Origin of the sequence: Agathobaculum hominis (assembly GCF_014288055.1) — a bacterium.
Classification (GTDB): Bacteria; Bacillota; Clostridia; order Oscillospirales; family Butyricicoccaceae; genus Agathobaculum; species Agathobaculum hominis.
In genome coordinates this window covers 213,317-238,474 of record NZ_JACOPK010000003.1, presented here as the reverse complement: position 1 = coordinate 238,474, position 25,158 = coordinate 213,317, and the positions used below count along the sequence as shown (strand labels likewise).

Sequence of the window (25,158 nt, the reverse complement as noted above, 5' to 3'; positions counted from 1 at the left end):
ATGCAGCGATAGTTGGATTGCTCTGTCAGAATACGATGCGGAACAGGAATTCCGCGAACGGCGCGACAAAGATCACGCTGTCGAAGCGGTCGAGCACGCCGCCGTGACCCGGGAAAATATGGCCGTAGTCCTTGATGCCGGTCTGGCGCTTGATGATCGAAAAGGACAGGTCACCGATCTCGCCCAGCACCGCGCCCACAGCGCCGAGCACGACCGCCGCCCACAGCGGCAGACCGAGCTTCAGCGTGCTGTTCATGATGAGCGCCGCGATCAGAACGAGCACCGCGCCGCCGATCACACCGCCGACCGCGCCCTCGACCGTCTTTTTCGGACTGACGACCGGCGCGAGCTTATGTCTGCCGAAAAACATGCCGGCGAACAGAGCGCAGGTATCCGCGCCCCACGCCGCGAGCAGCGGCAGCAGAACGATGAACGGGCCGTGATGGTAGTTCATCTGGAAAATGCGCAGCAGGCTGAGCAGCAGGTACGGCACGAGCAGCGCGCCGAAAAAGCCCCACGCCACCTGCGACACCTTCATGCTGTCGTGGAATTTCAGCTCGATGGCGAACGAGCCGACGAGCATGACGAGAACAAGACCCTGCATCACGTCGGTCAGGTCGAGCGGCAGCACGGTAAAATGACCGACCGCGAGACCGAGCGACACGAGCATCGCGAGCAGCAGCTCGAGCCGGTTGTGCACGAGCTTCGTCGAGCCGAGCACCTCACAGGTCGCGATGACGCACAGCGCCGCGACGACCGCCTCCAGAACGATGGGCGGAAATACATACAGCGCGAGCAGCACAAAAATAAAGCCGAACACGCCGAATAACACTCTTGCTTTCATATTCTATCACCCGTTTTGGTTATCTATGCGGAAAACGGTTTTCCGCGCGTTATACGCCGCCGAAACGGCGGTTTCTGCTGTTGAAATTGTCGATTGCCGCGTCCAGATCGCTCGTTTTGAAGTCCGGCCACAGCACATCGGTGAAATAATATTCGGAGTACGCCGACTGCCACAGAAGGAAGTTCGATGTGCGGATCTCGCCCGAGGGACGGATGATGAGGTCAGGGTCGGGCATATGCGCCGTGTAAAGGTGCGCGCCGATGGTTTCCTCCGTGATGTCCTCCGGCTGAATTTCGCCGTTTTTCACCTGCTGCGCGATCGCGCGGACGGCGTTCTTGATCTCGTCGCGGCCGCCGTAGTTGATGCAGAGCGACGCGGTCGCGGCATCCGGGCCGAGTCGGTCTGCGATCTCGTCCACCTCTGCGATCTGTGCGCGGATATCCTCCGGCAGCACGCTCAAATCACCCAGAACGCGCACTGCAACGCCGCGCTCGAACATGGTCTCCGCCGCCTCCTTCAGATAGGCGCGGAACAGGTTCATCAGCGCGTCGACTTCGTCCTGCGGCCGCTTCCAGTTTTCGGTAGAGAACGCATAGACGGTAAAATACTTCACGCCGATGTCCTTGCAGTAGGTCGCAATCGTGCGGAAGGTCTCCGCGCCGACCTTGTGGCCTGCCTTGCGCGGCAGACCGCGCTTTTTCGCCCACCGGCCGTTGCCGTCCATGATGACCGCGATATGCTGCGGAACCGGACGGTTTTCCTGCACGTTCTCTTTCTTTTTTCGTGTAAACAGTCCCAACCTGTTTCCTCCCCGTTTTTGTCCCTCTTGCGGTGAAAATCCGCCTCACTTCATGCAAAAGGGCGACGAATACCGCCGCCCCCGATGCACTCTTGCACGCGCTGCAAAGCAGCGCATAAAATCCCAGTTTGCTTGCAAACTGCAACCTCAGATGCAGTCATTCATTAAGAATGACGAGCATCTCGGTCCCGTCCGCAGGCGACCGCCGCTCCGCGGCGGCATTCAACAGCGGCGCTCGCGCCGCAGCAAAACCCGCGACATGCGCGTGGGTTTTGCTACCCCGACCCAGCCGCCTTGGGCGGCGTCGTTCGGGTACTGAACGCCGGTTTCCCCGGAACCGGTGTTCAGATATAGGGGGCTTGTGAAGCCCCCTATAAGCTTGCAGAAATTAAACTTCTGCAAGCTCCTTGGACTTCTTAGCGACCATCGCGTCAACTTCCTTGACGTACTTGTCGGTCAGCTTCTGCAGCTTGTCTTCGCCCTCGTGCAGCTCATCCTCGGTGATCTCGCTCTTCTTCTGCGCGGACTTGAACTTGTCCATCGCGTCGCGGCGGATGTTGCGCAGAGCAACCTTTGCTTCCTCGCCGGTCTTAGACGCGCCCTTGATGAGCTCCTTGCGGCGCTCCTCGGTCAGCGGCGGGAAGGACAGGCGGATCTGCTTGCCGTCGTTCTGCGGATTGATGCCCAGATCGGAGACCTGAATCGCCTTCTCGATCGCCTTGAGCACCGAGCCGTCCCACGGCTGGACTGCCAGCGTGCGCGGATCAGGGGTCGAGATCGCCGCGACCTGGTTGAGCGGAGTCGGTGCGCCGTAATACTCTACGGTGATCTTGTCGAGCACTGCCGGGTTTGCACGGCCTGCGCGGACCGCTGCAAGCTCCTTCGCGAGTACATCGAGCGTCTTCTGCATTTTTGCCTCGTGGGCCTTGAGCTGTTCTTTCATTTATTTTGCCTCCTCTACGAGCGTGCCGATCTTTTCGCCGTTTACGGCACGGTGAATATTTTCGGGGTCGGAAAGCGCGAATACAAGAATCGGAATATGGTTGTCCATCGACAGCGAGGTCGCGGTCGAATCCATAACGCCGAGACCCTGGTTCAAAACGTCCATGTAGGACAGCTGGTCGTACTTCTTCGCGTCCGGATTGACTGCCGGGTCGGAATCGTAAACGCCGTCAACATTCTTCGCCAGCAGGATAACGTCCGCACCGATCTCAGCCGCACGCAGCACCGCTGCGGTGTCGGTCGAGAAGAACGGGCAGCCGGTGCCGCAGCCGAAGATGACGACGCGGCCCTTTTCCAGATGACGGGTCGCACGAGAGCGGATGTACGGCTCTGCGATCTTGTTCATCTCGATAGCTGTCTGTACGCGAACGTCCACGCCGCGCTGCTCCAGCGCATCCTGAAGGGCCAGGGCGTTGATAGTGGTCGCGAGCATACCCATATGGTCTGCGCGCGTGCGCTCCATCTTGCCGCCGCCGTCCTTGACGCCGCGCCAGAAGTTGCCGCCGCCGACAACGATGCCGATCTCACAGCCCTCCTCGCTGCATTTCTTGATCACGTCGCAGACCGGGCCGATCACATCAAAGTTCAGACCGAAATGCTTGTCGCCCGCAAGGGCCTCGCCGCTGATCTTGATCAGTACGCGCTTATATTTCTGTGCTTCCATGCTCCACACTCCTCATGCTATTTTCCTAAATTATAGTTTACTCGAAAACCGTATAAAATGCAAGGACATTTCTCTGCCGGAAGCGGAGCGGCGCAAAGACCGCGCCCTTCCCGCCTCTTTCAGATGCAGTCCGCCGCGAGCAGCCAGATGGAATTGTCCGAGAGCGCCGCCGTGTAGACCGTGCACGCGCCCGAGATCCCGTACCGCCCGAGCACATTCGCCGCGAGCGAAATGCCGTCCGAGGCGGCGAAGTAATCCGTGCCGGCGTTCAGCGTATACGCGCGGCCGTCCTGCGCGACCGTGATGCTGCGCACGCTCCTGCCCTGCATGGGCACCGCAAAGCGCACCGCCGCCGGAGACGCGCTCCGATAGGCTGCCGTGAGCGCATTGACGCCTGCCTGGGTCGTGTCGCTGACCGTCAGGTCGACCGCCTGCACGCTGCCGCCGCTCTGCGTCTCGACGGTCACGGTATAGGTGCCGCTCGGGAGCTGCGCAAGCGCGGCGCGGCGCAGGGTCAGCGTGCGCGAGGCCTCGTCGAACTCATACGAGAGCGGCGTCAGACCCAGAACGACCTTTGCGATGTCGCTCTTCGCGTTCACGCCCTCGAGTTTGACCGAAATATCCCTGAAATTCGTGCTGCGGTAATAGCGGTCGAACGCGGCCGTCTGCACCGGCTGCGCCGCCGTCTCTCGCGTCGCCGAGACCATGACGGTCGCGGTCTGCCCGTCCGACAGGCGGAACGTCAGCGTATGGCTGCCGGTCGAGAGCGTCTTCAGCGTGTCCGCCTTCACGCGGAGGCCGCGGCTCGTGGTTTCGAAGGCCGTGCCGGTCAGCTCGCTGCTGTCCAGCAGCAGCTTTTCCGCCGTGACGCCGGACGGAAGCGAAAACTCCACGCCGTCCGCAAGCGACTCCTCGTCTCCGAGGTCAAGGATGACGCTCGAGGGCGAGACCGCCGCCGTACTCGACGAAGTCCTGTTCTCGCCCGCCACCGAGACCGAAACGCCGCTCGCGAGCGTATAGCCGCCGAGCACTACGTCCTTCGTAAAGCTGACGCCGTCCGTGCGGACATCCGCCTGATACACCGAGCCGTAGCCGGTGACGGTCGCGGCCCTGTTCGCCCGGAGATGATACACCTTCGCCGCCGCCGTCGTCGTGACGGTCGCCGGGGCGTTCACGGTCAGCTTCAGCAGATCTGCGTCGACCGTCAGCGAGACCTTGTTCCCGCCGCAGACCGTTACGTTCTCGAAGCCGTCATAGCCGTCGGTCAGCACCTTTTCGTACAGCACCGCCGCCGTGCGGACCTCGGCCTCCGAAAAGCGCGACGCGCCTGTCGCAGTGGTCTGCAGCAGGCGCCCCATCGCCGAGGACACGATGATGTGGTCGCTCGTCGTATTTGTCATTGTTACCGTGCCGCCCGAAATGATGATGGTTCCTTCGACCGTCACGTTGCTCAGCGTTACCGCGTCCGTACCGAGGCCCTCCGTGATGAACAGATCGCCCTCGATCGTCGCATCGGACAGCGTACAGCTCTCCGAAATGGTAGCGTTCGTCGTATCCCCGCGCAGGTCGGCGCCCGTATAGGCCTTTCCGGCTCTCGAAAGCGAGGTCCCGAGGTAATAATAGATGATCTTCGCGACCTCGCCGCGCGTTACCTCGCGGGTCGGACGGAAGGTGCCGTCGCTGTAGCCGGCAAGGAAGCCCTTGTCGACCGCCGCTCTGATGTAGCCGGCCGACCAGCTCGAGATCTTCGCCTTGTCCTTGAAGTCGAGGCTCGACGGGGACACATTGCCCGGGTCGGCCTTGTACAGGCGGCCGATGATGGTCGCGGCCTGCTCGCGCGTCACGGTGCCGGTCGGGTCCATTCTGCCGCCGCCCACGCCGTTGATGTAGCCGTATTTCTGTGCGATGCACACGGTCTCATAGTACCACGCGCTCTTCGGCACGTCGGTGTAGCTGATGGAGGCCGTTTCCGTGAAGTGGAACGCGCGGTTGATGTAGCGCATGAACTCGGCACGGGTCACCTTTGTATCCGGCTGGTATTTGCCGGTCGTCGCGGAGGGGTTGATGATGTCCTCATCCGCAAGATAGTCGATATATTTTTTCGCCCAGTGGCCGTCCAGATCGGACGCCGCGAAGGCCGCCGGCACAAGGGTCAGCAGCAGGACGGCGCTCAGCAGAGCGGCGAGCAGTCGTTTTCTCATCACAAACACCTCTTTTGAAAATCCGCAGACCATGCGCGGAACGGGTATGGTTTGTTTCTGTTATATCCAGTATACCATAGGGGTAATCGCTTGGCAACAGGCGGTTTTTTACATATTTCGAACCAAATTACATGTTCCGAACAAAATCCAAAAATATTCTGCCCTTCCGGCTGGTCCCGCCGAAGCTCTCGACCCTCGCGCGCCCCAGTCCGCGCACCGTGATGCGGTCGCCCTCGGCGATCTGGCGCTCCGGCTTGAGGCAGGGCGCGTTGTTGACGAACACGAGTCCCTTTTCGATGCGCGCCTGCGCGTCCTTTCGCGGCAGACCGAAAATGAGGGAGGCGATGCTGTCGAGACGGGGCGAGGCGACCGAGCCGGTGCCGCGCTTCTCCTCGGTCACGGCCTGCCGGAGATCGGACAGCTCCTCGCGCGTCAGCGAAAGGTTCTTGCGGCCCGCCTTGCCGAAATTCATCAGGATGAACTCCGCTACGTCCTCCAGAACGATGATGTCCGCGCCCTCGTCGTGCACGAGAATATCGCCAACGACGCTGCGGTCGATCTGAAGTCCCATCAGCGCACCGAGATAGTCCCGGTGGGTCAGCGTGTCGCTGCGACTCTTGTGCGCGCGCAGCAGCGCGAGCGGCGCGGACAGCCTTGCGCTCTCCTCGTCCATGTAATCCGGGTAAAACAGGTAAATGCCGCGCTCGGCGTCCTCGTAGCCGCCCCAGAACAGCGCGTGGCCGGTCGCCCCGGCCTGATGCACCGCCTCGGTGCAGAGCGCCCGCTCGCTCATGCTGAGAAAGCGGGTGCTGGTCGCGTAGCCGCGCGTTTCGCAGGTCTGCTCCTTGTCGAGCAGGCTTGCGAGCAGGATCTTTTCCTCGCCGCTGTGCGCGAGCGCGGTCAGTATTTCATGCTTGGTCTTCAAAACGGTATTCTCCTTTGATCCTCGCTCGAAACCACGCTTTCGAGCGAAACTGAAGAAAAACCGCGCCTTTCAGGCACATTTTTTCTTCCCTTGTATAATTTCCGAGGTACACGCCCCCGGAAATTATGAATTTGCTGCGCAAATTCTATTAAATGCGTGCTGCCGCACGAAACACGTAATAGAAAGCTGACTTTTCAACAGGCTAATATTATTATATCTATTGTACTATTTTCGTTTTTCGTTTACAATAGATGAGACAGAAAATCCGTTTGGGAAGGATGAACATACTCATGGCAGTGAAGGACAAGGTGCTCGCGGCGCTCGAGCAGGCGCGCGGCGAAAGGCTTTCGGGCGGCAGGCTCGCGGAGACGCTCGGCGTGTCGCGTGCGGCGGTGCACAAGGCCATCAGCACGCTGCGTGCGGACGGCCTCGCCATCGACGGCGTGCCCGGCGAGGGCTACCGCCTCGCCTGCGATGACGACAGCCTGACCGCCGCAGGCATTATGGCGCTGCTTCAGACCCGGTGCATCGGCAGAGAAATCGTCGTCGTGCCCTCCATCACCTCGACCAACACGGTCATGAAGGAGCAGTATCTCGACCGGCCGCACGGCTTTGTGCTCGCGGCGGAGGAGCAGACCGGCGGCCGCGGCCGTCTCGGGCGCACGTTTGTCTCCCCCTCCGGCACCGGCGTGTACTTCACCATCCTGCTCCACCCTGCGCTGCCGCTGACGCACATCCAGTACGCCACGCTCGCGGCGGCGGTCGCGGTCACGCAGGCCGTTTCCGACACCGCAGGTTTCACCCCTGAGATCAAATGGGTCAACGATGTGCTCATGCAGGGCCGGAAGCTCAACGGCACGCTGACCGAGGCGGTCATCGAGGGCGAGAGCGGCACGGTTTCCTCGCTCATCGTCGGCATCGGCATCAATCTGCGCCCCAACCCGGCGTGGCCGGAGGAGGTGCGCCGCGTCGCCGGGGCTATCTCGGACTTCGGCCCGGTGCCGCGCAGAGCCGCGCTCATCGCCTCGGTGCTGACGCATTTCGAGCAGGCGTACTCGCTCGTCGAGCAGGGACGCGAGGGCGAGCTTGTCGCGCTGTACCGCGAGCGGCTGTGCTGCATCGGCCGGAAAATCACAGTCGTCTCCCCGCTCGAAAAATACGAGGCCGAATGCGTCGGTCTGGACAGCGAGGGGCATCTGCTCATCCGCACCGCCGACGGCGCCGAGACCGCGCTCTCGACCGGCGAGATCAGTATTCGTTTATAAAAATCATCACAGCAAGGAGATTTCCGATATGTTTCAAACCGCAGCAGGCGTTACCGTACCCTACCCTGAAAAGCTGAGCGAGCAGTATCTGCGCGAAGGCAACACCATCACCGCAAATCTGAGCTTCGAAAAGCTCTCCGACTTCATCCATGCGTTCTACGCCGAGCTTGACGAGCCGCTGTTCCTCGCGGTGCATCCCGACGCTGAGGCCGACGAGGTTTGGTATCTGGACGGCATGACCAAAAAGCAGCTGACCATGATCCTCGACGGCTACGGCGAGCTGCTGTGCCAGGACGGTCTGTCCGCATTCGCCATCGGCTCGCTCACGACCGAGGAGGAGCTTTTCGTGCAGAAGTACAAGGTGCTCTCGATCTACAGCGAGACCGTCGAGCGCTTCGAGCCGCTGCTCCGTCAGTTCGATGTGGAAAAGACCCCGAACCTCATCACCGCGTGGGACACCTTCTCCGAAGCGCATCCCGGCTCTGCCGAGCGTCTTGAGGTCGCCGGCCAGACCATCCCCGACATGATCCGCGAGCTGTGCAGAATCGGCATGTACAAAGGATGACTTGCCGCGCAGCTGCTGTTATTGTCTGAAACAATGCTTATCGACAGACAAAAACCGGGACCGGCTCTCTTATAAGAGAAACCGGTCCCGGTTTTGTTATATTCTTTTTTACGGAGAGAATCAGATCTCCTGAATGATGGGCAGCACCATCGGGCTGCGCTTGGTCTTTTTGAACAGATAGTCGCTGACGTCGCCCTTGATGGCGGTCTTGAGGCTGTTCCAGTCGCGCAGGTTCTCGACCGAGCAGCGGTCGAGCGCCATCTGCGAAATGGTGCGCAGCTCCTCCATGAGCGCCTCGGCCTCCTTGACGTAGACAAAGCCGCGGGAGACGATGTCCGGGCCTGCGATAACGACGCCGGTCGTCGCGTCCACCGTGACGACGACGATCAGCAGGCCGTCCTCGGACAGATGCTTTCGGTCGCGCAGAACGGCTGTGCCGACATCACCGATGCCCAGACCGTCGACAAGCAGACGGCCGGACGGTACCGGATTGCCCAGACGGGCGGAATTCTCGCTGATCTCGACCGGACGGCCAATCTCAGTGATGAGGATGTTCTTCGGGTTCACGCCCATCTCGCGCGCCAGACCGGCATGCTGCACGAGCATGCGGTACTCGCCGTGCACCGGAATGAAATACTTCGGCTTGCACAGGCCGAGCATGAGCTTGAGGTCCTCCTGGCAGGCGTGGCCAGAAACATGGATGGCTGCGGAGCGGTCATAAATGACCTCTGCGCCCTGCTTGTACAGCTCGTTGACCATGTTGTTGATAGACTTCTCGTTGCCCGGGATGGCGGACGCCGCGATGAGGATACGGTCGCCGGCATTGACTTCCACCTGCTTGTGGCTGCCGTATGCCATGCGGTAGAGCGCGGACATGGTCTCGCCCTGCGAGCCGGTCGATACGATGATCAGCTGGCTGCGCGCGTAGCGCCTGATCTCGGAAATATCGATCATGACCTTGCCGGTGTCCTTGAGGTAGCCGAGTTCGGTGGCGACACGAGAGATCTTCTCCATGCTTCGGCCGCAGACCGCGACCTTTCGGCCTGCACGGGCCGCGATGTCGAGGATCTGCTGGAGACGGGACACGTTGGAGGCGAACGTCGCTATGATGATACGCTGGTCGCTCTCGAGGATGAACTTCTCGAGCGACTTGCCGACGATCTTCTCGCTCGGCGTGTAGCCCGGGCGCTCGACGTTGGTCGAGTCGCTCATCAGCGCGAGCAGACCCTTCTTGCCCAGCTCGCCGATGCGCACGAGGTCGATCATCTCGCCGGAGACCGGCGTCAGGTCGATCTTGAAGTCGCCCGTGTGCAGGATGGTGCCGAGCGGCGTAGTGATGGCGAGCGCTACCGAATCCGCGATCGAATGGTTGGTGTGGATGAACTCGATCCTGAAGCAGCCGAGCCTGATCGTGTCACCGGCGCGGACGTGGTTGAGCTTGACCTTCTGGGGCATCCTGTGCTCGGAGAGCTTGGTCTCGATGATGCCGCAGGTCAGACGGGTCGCATAGATCGGCGCGTTGCATTCGCGCAGAACATACGGGATCGCGCCGATGTGGTCCTCATGGCCGTGCGTGATGACGTAGCCGCGCAGCTTGTTGATGTTGCGCTTGAGGTAGGTCGTATCCGGGATGACGAGGTCTACGCCGAGCATGTCGTCGTCCGGGAACGCGACGCCGCAGTCGATGACGACGATATCTCCGCCGTACTCGATCACGGTCATGTTCTTGCCGATCTCGTTGAGACCGCCGAGCGGTATGATCTTCAGTTTTTCTTTCATAACGATTTTATCACTTTCCTTTATCAGTCGAAATTTGTTCTCTATTTACGCGGTATAAAGCGCCGCAAAGACAGATCTGACGTTCATCTGCCTTTTTTCAACATAATGAGATAAAATATGATGCAGGCCTGCGGACCTGTCGTCCGTCCCCACGAAATCCTGCAAACACTTATTATCAGCATACCACAACCCTCTCCCGCTGTAAAGTCTTTTTTTGAGCTGTCGCGAAACTTCGGTGCGCCGGAGGCGATGAGCGCCCTTCTTCTTTACCGTCAGCAGACGGCAGACCTTCCGCCGATACAGCGGCTCGCCGCTGGAGGCGAGATTTACGCTCGAAGTGAGCGTGGACAATGGCCGCCTTCGGCGGCCGGGGGTGTCGGTGCCCACCGACAAGGGCAAAAGGGGACAGGACACCATATGGTTTCCTGTCCCCTCTTGACTCCCCCTACCTTCCTTTGGACGCGACTCCCTTCGGTCGCGCGTCTAAAAGCGAGGGGCCCACAGATGCGTTTAGTGCTCCAAGGCTTCATCCTTGATCGAAGCGGAGCTTTTCGCAGCGGAACGCTGCCGCCCTGCACTGTCTGGCCGCGCACTGACAGCGCTGCGGTTTACGCAAAGTAAATTCGGGGCAGTAATGCGTCCCAAAAGCTGCCCGACGCACGGAACCGAGCCCCCGTAACCCCCGTTTAGCCGCGCGACCGCAGGGAGTCGCGGCTCGCGGAAGGTCAAAGGGGTGTCAAGAGGGGACATAGGAAACCGCAGGTGTCCTACGTCCCCTCTTGTCTCCGCCGCCAGACGGCGGCACTCCCCACGCCATGTCATGGCGAATAACCCCCGGCCCAGGAGGGCCAGTCTCGCCTGCGGCGGCAGGCCGCCGGAACGGCGGAAAGGCTTCACCCTCTGCTGAGGGTAAAAAAGCTTTCCTGCGGATAAAAAAAGACTCCCACACATTCACCGGAATATGTGAGAGCCTTTGGTTTTGAAGGCTTACGCCTTCGTGGAGCGCGGTACAGCGAGGCTGACCGGCTTCCAGATGAGAATGGAAATCGAGTAGTCGAGCATGGAATGGATGAGCGTGCCGAGGCCGACGAGCAGGACGACACTCGTCACAAAGCCGTTCGCCAGCTGCTCGGGCGTGAACAGCGCGCCGGACAGGAAGAACGGCGCAACGACGATCATCTCCGCCGCTGCATGCAGCAGCGCAATCACAAAATTGAACACGGTGCTTGCGACAGGACGGTCGATGGTGTCCGGATGCTTTTTGAGGTAAAGTGCGCCGAGACCGGCAAAGACGATATGCGATGCGGCGCGCAGCGCGATGATCGCCGGAGTGGTCAGGAAAAAGCCGAGCGTCGTGCCGATGCAGACCGCGACAGCGACCGCCGGGGAAATGAACATGCCGAGGAATACGGCAACATGGCTTGCGAGCGTGAACGACATCGGGCCGAGCACGATGCGGGGCATGAACATCGGAACAACGATGCCTACCGCGCAGAGCACACCGGCGAGCACCATGTGGTACAGGCGACTGCTTTTCATCATTGGAAAAACTCCCTTTCAAATTCTGTAATCTTTCTACTGGGTATGAGTATACCGCAAAACCATGCACCTGTCAAGACACTTGTTAATGCAATGTAAATATTTTTATGCGCGGCAGAAATTCACGGTTTTGTCATGACTTTCTATCCGGCCTGTGGTATATTGAAAACAGCAAATGCGAAAGGAAAGAATGCTGTGATTTCCATTGATCGTTTTGAAGAGATACTGGGCGAGCTGGCCGAGGAGCTGCCTGCCGAATTCTATACCGGTCTGAACGGCGGCATCCTCATCGAGGACCGCCATCCCCTCCATCCGGCCGACCGGAACGGCGACCTGTATATCATGGGTGAATACCGGAACGACCCGTCCACCGGGCGCTGCATCGTGCTCTACTACGGCTCGTTCCGCCGCGTGTTCCGTCATCTGGACGAGGACGAGCTCCGTACCGAGATGCGCAAGGTGCTCCGCCATGAGTTCCGCCACCATGTCGAGGGCCGCGCCGGTGTGCGCGATCTGGAGGAATGGGACGCGGATCAGATCCGCGCCTACCGTGCACGGAAGGACGCCGAATAAACAGAAAAGCACTGCCGCACAGGTTCATCCCTTGCAGCAGTGCTCTTTTTTTCAGTTTTCCTCTTCGAGAAGGAAGCCCTTCTCCTTCAGTCCGGCGATCACGCGGTCGAGCGTCTTTTCGTCCGGCGCGCGCACGGTATGCAGATGGATGCCGCCCGTGAGGTCGCACAGCGGCCGCGCCTTCGAGTGCTCCAGCTTGTTGCAGAAGGCATCCGCGTCGTAGCGCGAAAAGATATGCAGCGGCGCCGTGATCTGGCCGTAGATCGAATGCTCGACCGTCACATCGATCGCCGCGCCGCCCAGATCGACGATCGTGTACAGCTCCTCGCGCAGCCGGTCGTCATCGTGATGCGCGACGATGCGCCGTTCCGCATACGCCGGAGCGGAGGCGGCGTTTTCGAGGATATAGCCGCGCGGCGTCGCCATGACCGCCACGCCGCCCGCGCGCAGCAGCGCGACATCGCCGACGATGATCTGGCGGCTGACGCCGCACCGGGCCGCGAGCGCCGTCGCGGACATCGGCCGGTCTGAGGCCGCGAGTAATTCTATGATTTTTGTGCGCCGTTCGGCAGCATTCATGGTCTCTCACCATCCTTGTCTCTCTATGATAGCAAACTTGCGCCGCCGTTGCAAGTGAAAATCCGGACAAACGAAAAGAGACCGCGTTTTTCGCGGTCTCTTCGATTTTCTCTCAGCCGAGAAGGTAGACGTTTGCGTACTGGACGCCCAGCTCTTCGGCACGCTCGTGCGTGGATACGAAGATGTCGATCTTGCTGTTCTTGATCGCGCTGCCGGTGTCCTCCGCGATGAAGGTGCCGTAGCCCTCGATATAGACGCGGCTGCCGAGCGGGATGATGGACGAGTCAACAGCGATCGTGCGTCCCTCGGCCGGGGTCGCGCCGGAGGCCGTCTTGCTCACGCCGAGTGCGCCGTTGCAGCGCTCGCACGGGCAGTAGAACGTCAGCTTGTAATTGCCGAGCGCCGTGGCGTTCGCCTTGATCGCATCGGTCGCGAGGTAGTCGGTCGAATAGCTGACCGAGCGCGCTGCGACCGGCGCGGTGATCAGAGTCGCCAGCGCTTTCGCTTCTTCCTCGGCCTTCTTTTTCGCCTCAGCGTCTGCTCTGGCCTGTGCCGCTGCCTTCGCATCGGCCGCAGCCTTGACCGCCGCCGCTGCCCTGGCCTGTGCTTCCGCATCCGCCTTCGCACGGGAATATGCCTTTGCTGCGGTCGTGACCTCATCCGATGTGAGTACCGTTCCGACCGAAGCATTCAGACTGGAAGAGAGTACCGCAACCGGCTGCTCCAGTGCCGCAGCGTTCGCCGCAGTCACTGCGCTGACGGTCATGACCGCCGCGATCAGCCTGGCAGCAAGCTTTCGCAAAGAAATAGACATTTGTGTTACACTCCTGATTTCTGGTGAAAACGTGCCGGACCGCCGAGGCCCGGTGACGGCAAAATGCCGTTCTGTTTTCGGGTTTGTTACCGTTCTGTCAGTGTTCTGTTTCCGAACTGTAACTTACTATACTTCACGTTTCCCCATTTGTCAAATACTTTGACCGAATTTTGTGGATTGCGCACAAAGCTTATTCTGCACTTTCGTGAAATCTGTATGCATTCGTTCATAAAAAACTGTAATTCCCTGTCGAATGCCTTTTTTGCACATTCTGCCTGTTTTTCCGAACAAAAACAGCGCTGCACAGGTTATCCACAGGCTGTGCATTGCTTACTTCGCAGCGCTTTTCTGCCTCTCTAAAGCCTTCTGTTTCCATGCGTTAAAGGCAGCCGCGCGGCAGCGCGCATAAAACAGCAGTCACGTTGTGACTGCAAAAAAACCGGGGACATGCGCCTCGGTTTTTTTACCTCTGGAGGGAGAAAGTTTCCGCATGGGAACTTTCGGACGACTCGTGTTCTGCGAAGTCAGAACACACCTTGTCGGCGAAACACAGTTTCGCCGACAAAAGCGACGGGAGCCGCACCCTTCGGTGCGGCTCCCTCTCTCTCTTTTTCCCTTTACGCAGCTGGCAGTTTTATTTCTTCAGACGGTTGATATACTCCAGAATGATGTCGGTCGAATACTCGACTCCCAGACGACCGGCGTTGATGCACAGGTCGTAATGGTCGCACTTGCCCCATACCTTGCCGGTATAGTAGTTGTAATAAGTAGAGCGCTGCTTATCCATCTTTTCGAGCGCGGCCTGCGGGGTCTTGCCCTCGATCTCATAGTCGCCGCAGGACTGAATGCGCTTTACGCGGTCCTCGATCGAGCCGTGGATGAAGAAGTCGAACCGGTTCGAAAAATCACGCAGTACATGGTCAGCGCAGCGGCCGACGATGACGCAGGAGGACTCCTCTGCCATCTCGCGGATGACGTTGGACTGTGCAAGGTAGAGCTGATCGGTCAGGCTCATGCCGTTAAGGCCGACAGAGCCGAACATGGTCAGCGAGTAAAGGAAGCTGTTGGTCGCGCGCTTGTCGAGCTGCTCGAACAGCTTTTCATCAAAACCAGTCTTTTTTGCCGCGCGCGTGATCAGCTCGCGGTCATAAAACGGAATACCAAGACGGAGCGCGAGTTTCTGGCCGATTTCACGACCGCCTGTGCCGTATTCACGGCCGATAGTAATAATCAGGTTGTTATTCATAACGCATCCTCCTTACCGGACGAATTATACATATTGCATAATTCTTTGTACTATTACCATACATCATTTCAGTATAAATGTCAATAGTCTTTGCAAAAATTTTTCATGCTGCGAAATCCGCCGCTCTCCTCTCCTGCCGGAATGCCGTTAATTTTCTGTGAACATTGTACGTTTTCCATCGACACGCTGTTGACTTCAAAACACAATGCTGATAAAATGAAGGCATCCAATCCGGCAGGAGGCTGCGCCATGCCCAAAGAGACCGTCAACCGTCGTGTACAATTCACCAAAACCGCGCTGCGCGATGCCATGATCGAGCTGATCTGCGAAAAACCGCTCACCTCGATCACGGTCAAGGACGTCTGCGCGCGCGCGGACATCAACCGCAGCACATTCTACCTGCACTACAAGGATGTGGACTCGCTGCTCGTCGCGGTCGAGGACTACGCGATCGAGTATATCCAGTCCCACTTCAAGGGGCTGGGTAATGCTTTTGATGAGCTTGTCGATTTTCTTACCTATATGAAGAACACGCCGCGCCTGCGCAATCTGTTTTTCGCGCTGGCCGGTGAACGCGGCGACCCGCGTTTTACGCGCCGTCTTCAGGAGCTCACCTTTCAAACCTTTGAGCGCAGGTGGCTTGAGCACCTGCCGAGCAGCGGTCTGGATGACGAGAAAACGCTTGTCTATTCCTACGTGCAGCCGGGTATCGTCTCGGTCTTTTATTCCTGGCTGACCGACAAAATGCCGAACATGTCGGCGGAGCAGCTGGTCTGTCTGCTCCAGAAGCTCATACTGCACGGCATGACCGGTCTCGGCGAGGATCTGTTCCCGTTCGGCAACAGCCGGGCTTGACTTTGCCCGCTGCATCTGCTATCATAGGGTGCAGTTCGATTTCTTATATGAAATAATATACATTATATATACACCGCTTTTATCGCCGGATAAAAGCATTTGGCGTCTGCCCTCCATCGTAGGCCTTTGAAGATGGAGCGCGGATGCCTTTTTATATGAAGGAGGTCTGTTCCTATGCAAACCGCAGTATCCCCGGGCGAATTTCGCCGCTACGCTGCGCCGGGTGTCCTCGGCATGATCGGCATTTCATGCTACATTCTCGCGGACACCTTTTTCGTCGCCAAGGGCACCGGCTCGCTCGGTCTTGCCGCGCTCAACATCGCCATCCCGGCCTACAATCTGATGAACGGTCTCGGACTGATGGTCGGCGTGGGCGGCGCGACACATTATTCGCTCTGCCGCGCGCAGGGCGATGCCGCCGAGGCCGACCGTACATTCACGCACACCCTGCTCCTCGGTCTGTGCATCGCGCTGGTGTTCGTGCTCACGGGGACGTTCGGCGTCGTTCCCCTGTCGAGGCTGCTCGGCGCGAACGCCGAAACGCTCGATATGACGGCCGTCTATCTGCGGCTGCTGCTGTGCTTCGCGCCCTTTTTCGTGACGAACAATATCATGATCGCCTTCGTCCGCAACGACGGCGAACCCGGCCGCGCGATGGCCGGCATGATCGCCGGAAGCCTGTTCAACATCGTGTTCGACTGGGTATTCATCTTTCCGTGCGGTCTCGGCATGTTCGGCGCGGCGCTCGCGACCGGCGCATCGCCGCTCGTCAGCCTGCTCGTGCTCTCCGGCCACCTGCGCCGGCCGTCGCGCGGCTTTCATCTGCGCCGTGAACGCCTGAGGCCGCGTCTGCTGCCGCGCATCTGCGCCCCCGGCCTGTCCTCGCTCGTCTCCGAGCTTGCCTCGGGCATCACGCTGCTGCTCATCAACCTCGTGCTGCTGCGCATCGCCGGAAACACGGCCGTCGCGGCCTACGGCGTCATCGCGAACCTTGCCCTCGTCGAGTCGGCCATCTTCACCGGCCTGTCCACCGGCGTGCAGCCGCTCATCAGCCGAAGCGCCGAAGCCGACCGCCGCCGTCTGCTGCGCTGGACCGTCACCACCGCGCTCGTCATCTCGGCACTGATGTACGTCCTTGTTTTCGTGTTCGCCTCCCCCATCACCGCCGTGTTCAACAGCGAGCACGACCCGGCGCTCGCGGCCTGTGCGGTCCCCGGCCTGCGCATCTACTTCGCCGGCTTTCTCGCCGCCTGCATCAACATCATCGCGGCCGCCTACTTCAGCGCCGCCGGACAGGCCGCGCGCGGCTTTATCATCTCGCTCGTTCGCAGCATCATTGCCATCCCGCCCGTGCTGTTCGCGCTGAGCGCGCTGCTCGGCGTCACCGGCGTATGGCTGACCTTCCCGGCGGTCGAGACGCTCGCCTGCGTACTCAGTCTGCTCTTTATCCTGCGCAGTCCAAAATAACACGAAAAAAATTTGCGTCCGTCCGTTTTTTGTGTTATAATACTCACCGTGACTGGTGCTGACGGTCGCGTACCTTCGGGTATGAGGAAAGTCCGGGCTGCACAGGGCAAGGATAACGGATAACGTCCGCCGAGGGTGACCTCAGGAATAGTGCAACAGAGATATACCGCTGTTTTATGTTCGCATAAAGCAGTAAGGGTGGAAAGGCGAGGTAAGAGCTCACCGCGCCCCATGGTAACATGGGGGGCCTGTAAACTCTATCCGCAGCAACGCCGACCGGGACCATGGTTTGCCCGACCGTCCCGACTGGCGGCTTGAGATGCACGGTAACGTGCATTCGAGATAGATGACCGTCCACGACAGAACCCGGCTTACGCACCAGTCATATATACGATTCAAGAACCGCCTTCACGGGCGGTTTTTTGCTGTCGGAACGACCTCGTCCCTCCGGCAGACCGTGTCCCGCGGATGCTGCGTCCTGTCGCTATATATAATAAGGTATAGCGCACGAAGCCTGTTACCCTTTTGGCACTTGCAAAATCTGCGAAAATCCTGTATACTGATAAACGAAAAAGGCGGTGTTACGCATTTATGACAGCATTAGAACAATACCTTGGCGGTCTTTCGGATAAGCGCGTCGGCGTCATCGGCGCAGGCGTAAGCAATATGCCGCTCATCCGCATGCTGCGCGCCTCCGGCGTGCGCGTGACCGTACATGACAAAAAGGAACCGACCGAGCTCGGCGACGGCTACGCGACCCTCGCGACCCTCGGTGTGGATTTTGTGCTCGGCGAGCACTATCTCGACGCACTCGACGAGGACGTTATCTTCCGCACGCCGGGTGTGCATCCGCGCTTCCTCGAAAAAGCGCAGGCCGGCGGCTCGGAGATCACGAGCGAGATGGAGCTTTTCTTCGCGGTCTGCCCGTGCCCGATCATCGGCATCACCGGTTCGGACGGCAAGACCACAACGACCACGCTCGTCAGCGAGATCCTCAGACACGCAGGCTATACCGTGCATCTCGGCGGCAATATCGGCACGCCCCTGCTCCCGCGCGTCAGCGAAATGAAGCCCGAGGACCTCGCGGTCGTCGAGCTCTCCTCGTTCCAGCTCATGGGCATGAAGCATTCTCCGCACGTCGCGGCGATCACCAACCTCACGCCCAACCATCTGGACTATCACAAGGACTTCGACGAGTATGTGCAGGCAAAGACGGCCATTTACCGCAGCCAGAAGGACGGCGACCGTCTCATCCTCAACCTCGATGACGAGGTGACGCGCACGCTCCACGCCTCGGGCAATCTGTTCTGCACGAGCAAGAATCAGGAGCTCGCAAACGGCGTTTTCCTCAAGGATGACATCATCTATATCGCAGAGGGCGGCGCGCGGCGCGAGCTGATGAACCAGAACGACATCCGCATTCCCGGCGCTCACAACGTCTATAATATGATGATGGCGGCGGCGATCGTGCAGGGCTACGCCTCCGACGACGACATCCGCGCAGTCGCGACCACCTTCGGCGGCGTTGAGCACCGCATCGAGTTCGTTCGCGAAAAGGACGGCGTCAAGTATTACAACGACTCCATTGCGTCCAGCCCGACGCGCACCATTGCCGGCCTGAATTCCTTCCGTCAGAAGGTGATCCTCATCGCCGGCGGCTACGACAAGCATATCCCCTACGATGTGCTCGGTCAGCCGATCTGCGACCACGTCAAGCTGCTCCTGCTCACCGGCGCAACGGCTCCCAAGATCCGCGACTGCGTGCTCGCCGTCGACGGCGAGCATCCCCCGATCTGCGAGGTGGAGAACCTCGAGGTCGCGGTCTGCGAGGCGGCGGCCCGCGCTGAGGCGGGCGACATCGTTATCATGTCCCCGGCCAGCGCTTCCTTCGACCGCTTCAAGAATTTCATGGAGCGCGGAAAGCTGTTCAAAACGCTTGTCAACAACCTGTAAAAGACTGTCGCGAAACTAACGTTTCGCCGACAATCTGTGTTCTGACTGACGCAGAACACGAGTCGTACGAAAGTTCCCATGCGGAAACTTTCTCCCTCTTAGAGTAAAAAAACCGAGGCGCATGTCCCCGGTTTTTTTGCGTTTGCACGCAAACGCTATTTAATGCGCGCTATCGCGCGTGCTTCGACGTCCAATCAAGCTTTATCCATTAGGCTGCGCACCTTCGGGTGCGTTTTTCTTACATAAAAATAGACATCCGAAACGTTTTGCCGTTTCGGATGTCATGCCCTGTTGAGACGTGTTTTCATATTCTGAATGGAACTCCCTCTGTATTTTTCCGGGATAAAATATAAAAAATCCACGCGACCTCTGTTTGTTCAGCAGGCCCGTGGTATCAGATCGGTAAGCAGATTTACTTATCGCTTCTCGTCTCACGCTCATCACCGAAGATCAGATCATCGATATCGGGACGGTCGGGCTGCTGGGGAATCATCAGCATTCTCATTCTGTTTTCGCCTCCTTTTTCCTAATCTATCTATTATTATAGCACAAACTGCACAGAATGCAAATTAAATTTCTGTAAACTTATGCTAATCACAACAAAAAAGGACACACTCCCGTGCATCCCAAGCCGCGCGCCGAAGGCGCGCATAAAATAGAACCTGCGAAGCAGGTTCAAAAAAACCGGGAGCATGTATCTCGGTTTTTTTACTTTGAGAGAGAAAAAAGTTTCCCCGGAACTTTTTTCCGTCCGTGTTCTGCGAAGTCAGAACACATCTTGTCGGCAAAACCGCAGGTTTTGCGACAGGATATAAAAATAGCCCCGCCCTGCCGATGCGTCCCAATTAGTAACCTGCACGACTCATGCAGGTGGGTTTTCTGTTTGATACCTCTGCGCTTCCAACATCCGTGTATACCCGGGAGGCCTGCTGCTCAGCATCAAAACTTTCCGAAATCCCGTACTAAAAATGTGGGTTAAAAAAGGGCCGCTGTCGAACAGGGCAGGACCGATTAACCGGCAAGCCGGTTTATCGCGATACTGCCGCGTACAGATTGTGCCGGGCGGGGATTACTCCTCGTCCTCTGCCTCTGCGCGCTCCATGACGATGTTGAACACTGCGTCTGCAATGTCATCGTCCTCTACGCCCTCAAGCAGCTCTTCGCCGTTCTCGTCGGTGACGACCTGCATGATGACGACCTCCGCGTCCTCCTCAACGGACAGCTCCGCCGGGATAAACGCCAGATAGGTAACGCCTTCGTACTCTACCGTGTCAATATGCTCAAACTCGACCTCGTTGCCGTCCTCGTCGATGAGCGTTACAAAATCGTTGCCGTATTCCTCACTCATGGATGCGGCACCTCCTGTGCTTCAAATTAACGGAAACGCGCCCTTGTTCCGAGGTTCGCTTTTCCTTTGTCAATAGCATACCAAACATTGCCCGATTTGTAAAGTCCTTTTATTCATTTCGGCTACTGTTATCCTATGCTCCTGATATATTTATATGATACCACGAAAAAAAAGGAATTAAAGCCTTGACTTTTTCTTTTCTATCTGTTATTATATCTCAGGTAACAAGGAAGAAGGCACAGTCCTCACCCGCAGCTACGCAAACGGGTCAATAATTCACGAAACCCCGGTTTCGCGCATTATGATGAGGGACGGCCTGTGCGCCGGTCCTTTTTCTTTATCTAAAAAAACCTGTTAATCGTTTGGAGGTGCTCACCAATCAGCAGCATGGAACATCAGATCAATGAAGAGATCCGCGACAAGGAAGTCCGTCTGATCAGCAACGACGGCGAACAGCTCGGCATCGTAACCATCCAGAAGGCACAGGACATCGCCGTAGAAAAGGGCATGGATCTGGTCAAGATCGCACCGCAGGCAAAGCCGCCGGTATGCAAGATCATGGATTACGGCAAATTCCGTTTCGAGCAGGCCAAGCGCGAGAAGGAAGCCCGTAAGAATCAGCGTGTCGTGGAAATCAAAGAGATTCGCCTGACGCCCAATATCGACATTGGCGACCTGAATACCAAGGTCAAGAACGCCTGCCGTTTCCTCAAGGACGGAGACAAGGTCAAGGTTTCGGTCCGTTTCCGCGGCCGTGAGGTCACACATTCGTCGCTTGGTCAGGACCTGCTCCATCGCTTTGCGGAGCTGTGCTCGGAATGCAGCACGGTGGAAAAGCAGCCCAAGCTCGAAGGCCGCCAGATGCTTATGTTTCTGGCCCCGGCAAAAGACAAGTAAACCCAAAAGCGCGTGAATATCATCCGCGCCAATTCAGAGAGGAGCAACCCTAATGCCTAAGATCAAAACGCACAGCGGTGCAAAAAAGAGATTTTCCGTTACCAAGAACGGTAAGTTCAAGCGCGGCCATGTTGGCAAGCGTCACCTGCTCAACGGCCACGGCAAGACCACGAAGCTGAAGCGCCACCTGCGCAAGGAAGGCTTCGCTGACGCTACCAACGTAGCACAGCTCAAGCGTCTGCTGCCGTACAAGTAATTTCGAACACAACATCTTTCATATAGGAGGCAAACACAATGGCAAGAGTTAAGGGCGCAATGATGACGCGCAAGAGAAGAAAAAAGATCCTGAAGCGTGCCAAGGGCTACTGGGGTTCTAAGTCCACCCACTTCCGCGTAGCTAACCAGGCTGTAATGAAGAGCCTGAAGTACGCTTACATCGGCCGTAAGCACAAGAAGCGTGACTTCCGCCGTCTGTGGATCACCCGCATCTCCGCAGCATGCAAGTCCTGCGACATCAACTACAGCCGTTTCATGAACGGTCTGAAGAAGGCTGGCATCGACCTGAACCGCAAGATGCTCGCTGACCTCGCAGTTAACGACATGGCTGCTTTCACTGCACTGGCTGAGAAGGCTAAGGCAGCTCTCTAAGAGACAACAAAAAGCTCTGTATTTTACAGAGCTTTTTCTTTTTGCCCTCACATATGCTGATACGAGGTGATGACCCGTGTCCGCAGTCCCCCGTTTTCCGTCTGAGACGCCGCAGACGGCCTCCGTCCGTTCTCCCCTGTCCGTTTCCGTCGACCGTTCGCAAAGCCGCTGTGGCGGCTCTATACGGCCGCACTGCACACCGCCGGGCGAGCGCACTCTGTTCAGCCTGCTGTGCGCCGCCATGCAGCCGCTCGGGACAACGCTGTACGTCTACGGCGGCGGCTGGAACCTCGACGACACCGGCGCCGGGCGCGAAGCCGTCACGCCGTTCCCCTCTCCTGCATGGAAAACCTTTTTCCTCTCGCAGGACGAAGGCTATGATTACCGCCGTTTCCGCGGCAGCGGATGCAATCCGTGGCACAGCGCCGGTCTGGACTGCTCGGGATACCTCGGCTGGGTGATTTACGCCGCGCTGCACCGCAAAAGCGGCCTCGATGGCTATGTCTATCCCTCGACCGAAATGGCAGGCGCGCTCGCCGCACGCGGTCTCGGACAGCTCGTCCGTCCGCCCTGCCGCTTTCTCCCCGGCGACCTGTTCAGCATGGAGGGGCACGTCTGGCTGTGCGTCGGCGTGTGCCGCGACGAAAGCCTTGTCATCGCGCATTCCAGCCCGACGCCGAGCCGCAGAACAGACTGTCCGGGCGGCGGCGTGCAGCTGAGCGCCATTCCGGCGTGCGACAGCAGACCGCGCTGCGAAGCGCTCGGCCTCGCAAGGCGCTATATGTCGCAGTTTCCCGTCTGGAGCCGGCGCTACGAGGCTGTGAGCAGGCCGCGTACTCTCTATACCGTGCCGGGCACGAACTCGAACAGCGGCCTGTTCCGCTGGAGCGCCCTGCGCGATCCCGAGGGTATTCGGAGCATGACCGCCGGTCAGGTTTTGCAAAAGCTGTTCGGCTGACGGCAGGCAGCAGCCCCTTCTCTTTCCCCTCAACAGAGGGGAGAACTTCCGCCGATACAGCGGCCTGCCGCCGGAGGCGAGAATGACCCTCCCGGGACGGGGGTATTCGCCATGACATGGCGTGCGCATTGCCGCCGCCCGGCGGCGGGGGCAAAAGGGGCAGGGACACCAAGGTTTCCCTGCCCCTCTTGACTCCCCAACCTTTCCTTTGGACGCGACTCCCTTCGGTCGCGCGTCTAAAAACGAGGGGCTCACAGGGGCGTTTGCTGCTCCAAGGGCACACCCTTGATGGAAGCGGAGCTTTTCGCACTGGAAAGCAAACGTCCTGCACCGGATGGCCGCGCACTGTTATGCGCGGCGGTTTACGCAAGGGAAATTCAGGGCATTACAGTCACATATAAGCTGAAAAACGCCCGGAACCGAGCCCCCGTACCCCCCGTTTAGCCGCGAATGCTTCGCTGAGCGGCTTAAAGGAGGGTCTGGGGTGTCAAGAGGGGAAAGGGAACCATCGGTGCCCTGTCCCCTCTTGTCTCCGCCACCAGACGGCGGCATCCCCCCGCCGTGGGTACGGCGTTCTCCTGCCGGTCGGCAGCAATTATCCCTTCGGATAAAACAAAAGCACCGACTCAAAGTCGATGCTTTTACTTCTGGAGCGGCTGACGAGGCTCGAACTCGCTACCTCCACCTTGGCAAGGTGGCGCTCTACCAGATGAGCTACAGCCGCATGCCGATATGTGATTTTTGAGAAAGTGGAGCGGCTGACGAGGCTCGAACTCGCTACCTCCACCTTGGCAAGGTGGCGCTCTACCAGATGAGCTACAGCCGCATATTTCGCTTTCCCGTTCGATACTCACCGCATCAGAACGATATTTATTATATCAACCATTCCGCCTGTTGTCAACATATTTTTTCAGTTTCTCCAAAACTTTTTTCGGCAGGCCGGGGGCAGGCTCTTCCCTGCCCCCGTTCCGTTATGCTGTCTTAATAGCCGAGCGGCTCGCCCACCAGGACGATCTCGCATTTCTCGAACCCCTTCGGCGCACCCATATGCACCACCAGCGCACGGCAGATGCGCGCCGGGCTCTTGCAGTCGTGACATTTGCCGTCCGCCGCGCAGGGCGTTCTCGTGCCAAGACGCTGCGCGTTCTTCGGCGCGGCGACATTGCGCGCCCGCTCGACCGCACTCGCGAGATCCGGACACAGCTTGTTGATGCCGCACACGAACATGCACTGTTTCGGGCCGTACAGCGTCCCTGCCACGCGGTTGCAGGTGCCGTCAATATTGACGGCCTCACCGCTCTCGCTCAGCGCATTCGCGCTCGTGAGATAAATATCCGGCGTCTGGTAATATTCGCCCTTCGTGACCCAGTGCCAGTGTACCTCCGTGCTGTCCGCGAACGCCTCCTGGAAGCCCATCTCCTTAAAGGTCATCGAGCCGCCGAGCGCCACGCTTTTCCCGGCGCACGCAGACACGATGTAACGCGCTGCCTCATTCGCCGTCGGGAAGTACGAGAACGCGAAGCCGCGCGAGGTGAACGCCCGCGTGAGTGCATCTACGTTCAGCAGGCCGCGCTCGAAGAGCGGGAGCAGCTCCGCAGGCTCCGCGACGAGCGCGGATGCACCGGTCTCCTCCAGCTCCTCCGGACTGCGGAAGCCCCACATGACGCCGACCGCCGTCAGACCGGCGTTGCAGGCGGTCTGCATATCGGTCGAGCTGTCTCCGATATAGAGCGTGGTCTCCGGCACGCCGCCCAGCTCGTGCATCAGCTCGAGCGTGCTCGCCGGGTCCGGCTTGCGCGGAATGCCCGGCCGCTCGCCCAGCGTCAGCTGCACGAGATCACCGAAATAGTGGCGCACGAGCGCCTTTGCGGCGTGGTCGTACTTGTTCGACATGACGCCGATCGAGACACCCTGCTCGTGCAGCTTTTTCAGCGTATCGACGATGCCGTCGTACGGCTGCGTGCGGTTCATCATGCGCTCGTTGTACGCCGTGCGGAAATCGTCGAGGCATTCGTCAATCATCGCTTCGGTGCGCTTTTCCTCGGGGATGCAGCGCTCCACCAGACGGCGCACGCCGTTGCCGACGCGCTGCCGCGTCAGCTCCTCGTCTACGGCCGGAAAGCCGCGCGGAACGATAGCGCAGTTGACGCTGTCGCACAGGTCGCCCAGCGTGTTGAGCAGCGTGCCGTCCAAATCAAAAATCGCAGTTTTCATCTTCATTGTCTTTGCTGTCCTCT

At 59.0% G+C, this 25,158-nt stretch carries 23 protein-coding genes, 2 tRNA genes and 2 other RNA genes; 11 read left to right on the top strand and 16 right to left on the bottom strand.

Going from position 1 to position 25,158, the window contains the following annotated elements; all coding sequences use genetic code 11:
- Window positions 1-25 precede the first annotated feature (25 nt).
- From H8S02_RS04635 to H8S02_RS04610, 6 genes are all read right to left on the bottom strand, one after another.
- Entirely contained in the window at window positions 26-844 is an 819-nt protein-coding gene (locus H8S02_RS04635) for a phosphatidate cytidylyltransferase (protein ID WP_186969509.1), read from the bottom strand.
- Window positions 845-893: 49 nt separating this feature from the next.
- A complete protein-coding gene (locus H8S02_RS04630) occupies window positions 894-1,643 on the bottom strand; it encodes an isoprenyl transferase (protein WP_186969508.1) in 750 nt (249 codons plus the stop codon).
- A 388-nt stretch (window positions 1,644-2,031) separates the two neighbouring features.
- Window positions 2,032-2,586: a ribosome recycling factor gene (gene frr / locus H8S02_RS04625; protein ID WP_186969507.1), complete on the bottom strand. Its 555-nt coding sequence runs from the start codon at window positions 2,584-2,586 to the stop codon at window positions 2,032-2,034.
- Entirely contained in the window at window positions 2,587-3,309 is a 723-nt protein-coding gene (gene pyrH, locus H8S02_RS04620; protein ID WP_118686226.1) for a UMP kinase, read from the bottom strand.
- A 119-nt stretch (window positions 3,310-3,428) separates the two neighbouring features.
- Window positions 3,429-5,510, bottom strand: coding sequence for an S-layer homology domain-containing protein (locus H8S02_RS04615; RefSeq protein WP_186969506.1), 2,082 nt, complete (start codon window positions 5,508-5,510; stop codon window positions 3,429-3,431).
- A gap of 127 nt (window positions 5,511-5,637) precedes the next feature.
- Window positions 5,638-6,435, bottom strand: coding sequence for a YlmH family RNA-binding protein (locus tag H8S02_RS04610; RefSeq protein ID WP_186969504.1), 798 nt, complete (start codon window positions 6,433-6,435; stop codon window positions 5,638-5,640).
- 278 nt (window positions 6,436-6,713) lie between these two features.
- Here H8S02_RS04610 and H8S02_RS04605 point away from each other — a divergent pair, with 278 nt between their 5' ends.
- A complete protein-coding gene (locus tag H8S02_RS04605) occupies window positions 6,714-7,700 on the top strand; it encodes a biotin--[acetyl-CoA-carboxylase] ligase (RefSeq protein WP_186969503.1) in 987 nt (328 codons plus the stop codon).
- Window positions 7,701-7,728: 28 nt separating this feature from the next.
- Window positions 7,729-8,265, top strand: a complete 537-nt coding sequence (locus tag H8S02_RS04600) for a hypothetical protein (protein WP_186969501.1) — start codon at window positions 7,729-7,731, stop codon at window positions 8,263-8,265.
- Window positions 8,266-8,385: 120 nt separating this feature from the next.
- On the opposite strand, the gene H8S02_RS04595 is transcribed toward H8S02_RS04600, so the two are convergent.
- Together H8S02_RS04595 and H8S02_RS04590 are read right to left on the bottom strand one after the other, a co-directional pair.
- Complete coding sequence (locus H8S02_RS04595) at window positions 8,386-10,044, bottom strand: ribonuclease J (protein WP_186969500.1); 1,659 nt, start codon at window positions 10,042-10,044, stop codon at window positions 8,386-8,388.
- Window positions 10,045-11,031: 987 nt separating this feature from the next.
- The gene (locus H8S02_RS04590) at window positions 11,032-11,586 is read right to left on the bottom strand and encodes a hypothetical protein (RefSeq protein WP_186969499.1); all 555 of its coding nucleotides are present in this window, start codon (window positions 11,584-11,586) and stop codon (window positions 11,032-11,034) included.
- Window positions 11,587-11,778: 192 nt separating this feature from the next.
- Between H8S02_RS04590 and H8S02_RS12770 the strand changes: the two genes are divergently transcribed.
- Window positions 11,779-12,156: a metallopeptidase family protein gene (locus H8S02_RS12770; RefSeq protein WP_186969498.1), complete on the top strand. Its 378-nt coding sequence runs from the start codon at window positions 11,779-11,781 to the stop codon at window positions 12,154-12,156.
- Between the two features lie 51 nt (window positions 12,157-12,207).
- Here the strand turns inward: H8S02_RS12770 and H8S02_RS04580 are convergent, their stop codons facing one another.
- From H8S02_RS04580 to H8S02_RS04570, 3 genes are all read right to left on the bottom strand, one after another.
- A complete protein-coding gene (locus H8S02_RS04580; RefSeq protein ID WP_186969497.1) occupies window positions 12,208-12,735 on the bottom strand; it encodes a transcription repressor NadR in 528 nt (175 codons plus the stop codon).
- A gap of 112 nt (window positions 12,736-12,847) precedes the next feature.
- Window positions 12,848-13,549, bottom strand: coding sequence for a 3D domain-containing protein (locus H8S02_RS04575; RefSeq protein WP_186969496.1), 702 nt, complete (start codon window positions 13,547-13,549; stop codon window positions 12,848-12,850).
- Between the two features lie 634 nt (window positions 13,550-14,183).
- A complete protein-coding gene (locus H8S02_RS04570; protein ID WP_186969495.1) occupies window positions 14,184-14,795 on the bottom strand; it encodes a cytidylate kinase-like family protein in 612 nt (203 codons plus the stop codon).
- A gap of 249 nt (window positions 14,796-15,044) precedes the next feature.
- Here H8S02_RS04570 and H8S02_RS04565 point away from each other — a divergent pair, with 249 nt between their 5' ends.
- From H8S02_RS04565 to murD, 4 genes are all read left to right on the top strand, one after another.
- A complete protein-coding gene (locus H8S02_RS04565; protein WP_186969494.1) occupies window positions 15,045-15,650 on the top strand; it encodes a TetR/AcrR family transcriptional regulator in 606 nt (201 codons plus the stop codon).
- Window positions 15,651-15,824: 174 nt separating this feature from the next.
- A complete protein-coding gene (locus H8S02_RS04560; RefSeq protein WP_186969493.1) occupies window positions 15,825-17,117 on the top strand; it encodes an MATE family efflux transporter in 1,293 nt (430 codons plus the stop codon).
- Between the two features lie 49 nt (window positions 17,118-17,166).
- Window positions 17,167-17,506, top strand: an RNA gene (rnpB, locus tag H8S02_RS04555) — RNase P RNA component class A.
- A 202-nt stretch (window positions 17,507-17,708) separates the two neighbouring features.
- Window positions 17,709-19,070, top strand: a complete 1,362-nt coding sequence (gene murD / locus H8S02_RS04550) for a UDP-N-acetylmuramoyl-L-alanine--D-glutamate ligase (RefSeq protein WP_118723297.1) — start codon at window positions 17,709-17,711, stop codon at window positions 19,068-19,070.
- Window positions 19,071-19,886: 816 nt separating this feature from the next.
- Here the strand turns inward: murD and ssrS are convergent.
- Together ssrS and H8S02_RS04540 are read right to left on the bottom strand one after the other, a co-directional pair.
- Window positions 19,887-20,081, bottom strand: a non-coding RNA gene (gene ssrS, locus H8S02_RS04545) — 6S RNA.
- Between the two features lie 58 nt (window positions 20,082-20,139).
- Window positions 20,140-20,418: a DUF1292 domain-containing protein gene (locus H8S02_RS04540; RefSeq protein ID WP_118685872.1), complete on the bottom strand. Its 279-nt coding sequence runs from the start codon at window positions 20,416-20,418 to the stop codon at window positions 20,140-20,142.
- A 387-nt stretch (window positions 20,419-20,805) separates the two neighbouring features.
- Between H8S02_RS04540 and infC the strand changes: the two genes are divergently transcribed.
- From infC to H8S02_RS04520, 4 genes are all read left to right on the top strand, one after another.
- Window positions 20,806-21,315 carry a translation initiation factor IF-3 gene (gene infC / locus H8S02_RS04535; protein WP_186969492.1) on the top strand — a complete coding sequence of 170 codons (510 nt, stop codon included), beginning with the start codon at window positions 20,806-20,808 and terminating at the stop codon, window positions 21,313-21,315.
- A 52-nt stretch (window positions 21,316-21,367) separates the two neighbouring features.
- Window positions 21,368-21,571, top strand: coding sequence for a 50S ribosomal protein L35 (gene rpmI / locus H8S02_RS04530; RefSeq protein ID WP_118685873.1), 204 nt, complete (start codon window positions 21,368-21,370; stop codon window positions 21,569-21,571).
- Between the two features lie 38 nt (window positions 21,572-21,609).
- Window positions 21,610-21,963, top strand: a complete 354-nt coding sequence (gene rplT / locus H8S02_RS04525; protein WP_118685874.1) for a 50S ribosomal protein L20 — start codon at window positions 21,610-21,612, stop codon at window positions 21,961-21,963.
- 76 nt (window positions 21,964-22,039) lie between these two features.
- Window positions 22,040-22,921, top strand: coding sequence for a hypothetical protein (locus tag H8S02_RS04520; RefSeq protein WP_186969491.1), 882 nt, complete (start codon window positions 22,040-22,042; stop codon window positions 22,919-22,921).
- Window positions 22,922-23,569: 648 nt separating this feature from the next.
- On the opposite strand, the gene H8S02_RS04515 is transcribed toward H8S02_RS04520, so the two are convergent.
- The 3 genes from H8S02_RS04515 to H8S02_RS12510 form a co-directional block, all read right to left on the bottom strand.
- Window positions 23,570-23,645, bottom strand: a tRNA-Gly gene (locus H8S02_RS04515).
- A gap of 26 nt (window positions 23,646-23,671) precedes the next feature.
- Window positions 23,672-23,747: transfer RNA gene (locus H8S02_RS04510), tRNA-Gly, on the bottom strand.
- 155 nt (window positions 23,748-23,902) lie between these two features.
- A complete protein-coding gene (locus tag H8S02_RS12510; protein ID WP_243166411.1) occupies window positions 23,903-25,141 on the bottom strand; it encodes an HAD-IA family hydrolase in 1,239 nt (412 codons plus the stop codon).
- Window positions 25,142-25,158: the final 17 nt, after the last annotated feature.

What these genes read in the sequence shown, in the direction of transcription:
- H8S02_RS04635 (WP_186969509.1), bottom strand. Translation starts at nt 844, where the DNA reads ATGAAAGCAAGAGTGTTATTCGGCGTGTTCGGCTTTATTTTTGTGCTG.
- frr (WP_186969507.1), bottom strand. Translation starts at nt 2,586, where the DNA reads ATGAAAGAACAGCTCAAGGCCCACGAGGCAAAAATGCAGAAGACGCTC.
- pyrH (WP_118686226.1), bottom strand. Translation starts at nt 3,309, where the DNA reads ATGGAAGCACAGAAATATAAGCGCGTACTGATCAAGATCAGCGGCGAG.
- H8S02_RS04615 (WP_186969506.1), bottom strand. Translation starts at nt 5,510, where the DNA reads ATGAGAAAACGACTGCTCGCCGCTCTGCTGAGCGCCGTCCTGCTGCTG.
- H8S02_RS04605 (WP_186969503.1), top strand. Translation starts at nt 6,714, where the DNA reads ATGAACATACTCATGGCAGTGAAGGACAAGGTGCTCGCGGCGCTCGAG.
- H8S02_RS04600 (WP_186969501.1), top strand. Translation starts at nt 7,729, where the DNA reads ATGTTTCAAACCGCAGCAGGCGTTACCGTACCCTACCCTGAAAAGCTG.
- H8S02_RS04595 (WP_186969500.1), bottom strand. Translation starts at nt 10,044, where the DNA reads ATGAAAGAAAAACTGAAGATCATACCGCTCGGCGGTCTCAACGAGATC.
- H8S02_RS04590 (WP_186969499.1), bottom strand. Translation starts at nt 11,586, where the DNA reads ATGATGAAAAGCAGTCGCCTGTACCACATGGTGCTCGCCGGTGTGCTC.
- H8S02_RS04580 (WP_186969497.1), bottom strand. Translation starts at nt 12,735, where the DNA reads ATGAATGCTGCCGAACGGCGCACAAAAATCATAGAATTACTCGCGGCC.
- H8S02_RS04575 (WP_186969496.1), bottom strand. Translation starts at nt 13,549, where the DNA reads ATGTCTATTTCTTTGCGAAAGCTTGCTGCCAGGCTGATCGCGGCGGTC.
- H8S02_RS04570 (WP_186969495.1), bottom strand. Translation starts at nt 14,795, where the DNA reads ATGAATAACAACCTGATTATTACTATCGGCCGTGAATACGGCACAGGC.
- H8S02_RS04565 (WP_186969494.1), top strand. Translation starts at nt 15,045, where the DNA reads ATGCCCAAAGAGACCGTCAACCGTCGTGTACAATTCACCAAAACCGCG.
- H8S02_RS04560 (WP_186969493.1), top strand. Translation starts at nt 15,825, where the DNA reads ATGCAAACCGCAGTATCCCCGGGCGAATTTCGCCGCTACGCTGCGCCG.
- murD (WP_118723297.1), top strand. Translation starts at nt 17,709, where the DNA reads ATGACAGCATTAGAACAATACCTTGGCGGTCTTTCGGATAAGCGCGTC.
- H8S02_RS04540 (WP_118685872.1), bottom strand. Translation starts at nt 20,418, where the DNA reads ATGAGTGAGGAATACGGCAACGATTTTGTAACGCTCATCGACGAGGAC.
- infC (WP_186969492.1), top strand. Translation starts at nt 20,806, where the DNA reads ATGGAACATCAGATCAATGAAGAGATCCGCGACAAGGAAGTCCGTCTG.
- rpmI (WP_118685873.1), top strand. Translation starts at nt 21,368, where the DNA reads ATGCCTAAGATCAAAACGCACAGCGGTGCAAAAAAGAGATTTTCCGTT.
- rplT (WP_118685874.1), top strand. Translation starts at nt 21,610, where the DNA reads ATGGCAAGAGTTAAGGGCGCAATGATGACGCGCAAGAGAAGAAAAAAG.
- H8S02_RS12510 (WP_243166411.1), bottom strand. Translation starts at nt 25,141, where the DNA reads ATGAAGATGAAAACTGCGATTTTTGATTTGGACGGCACGCTGCTCAAC.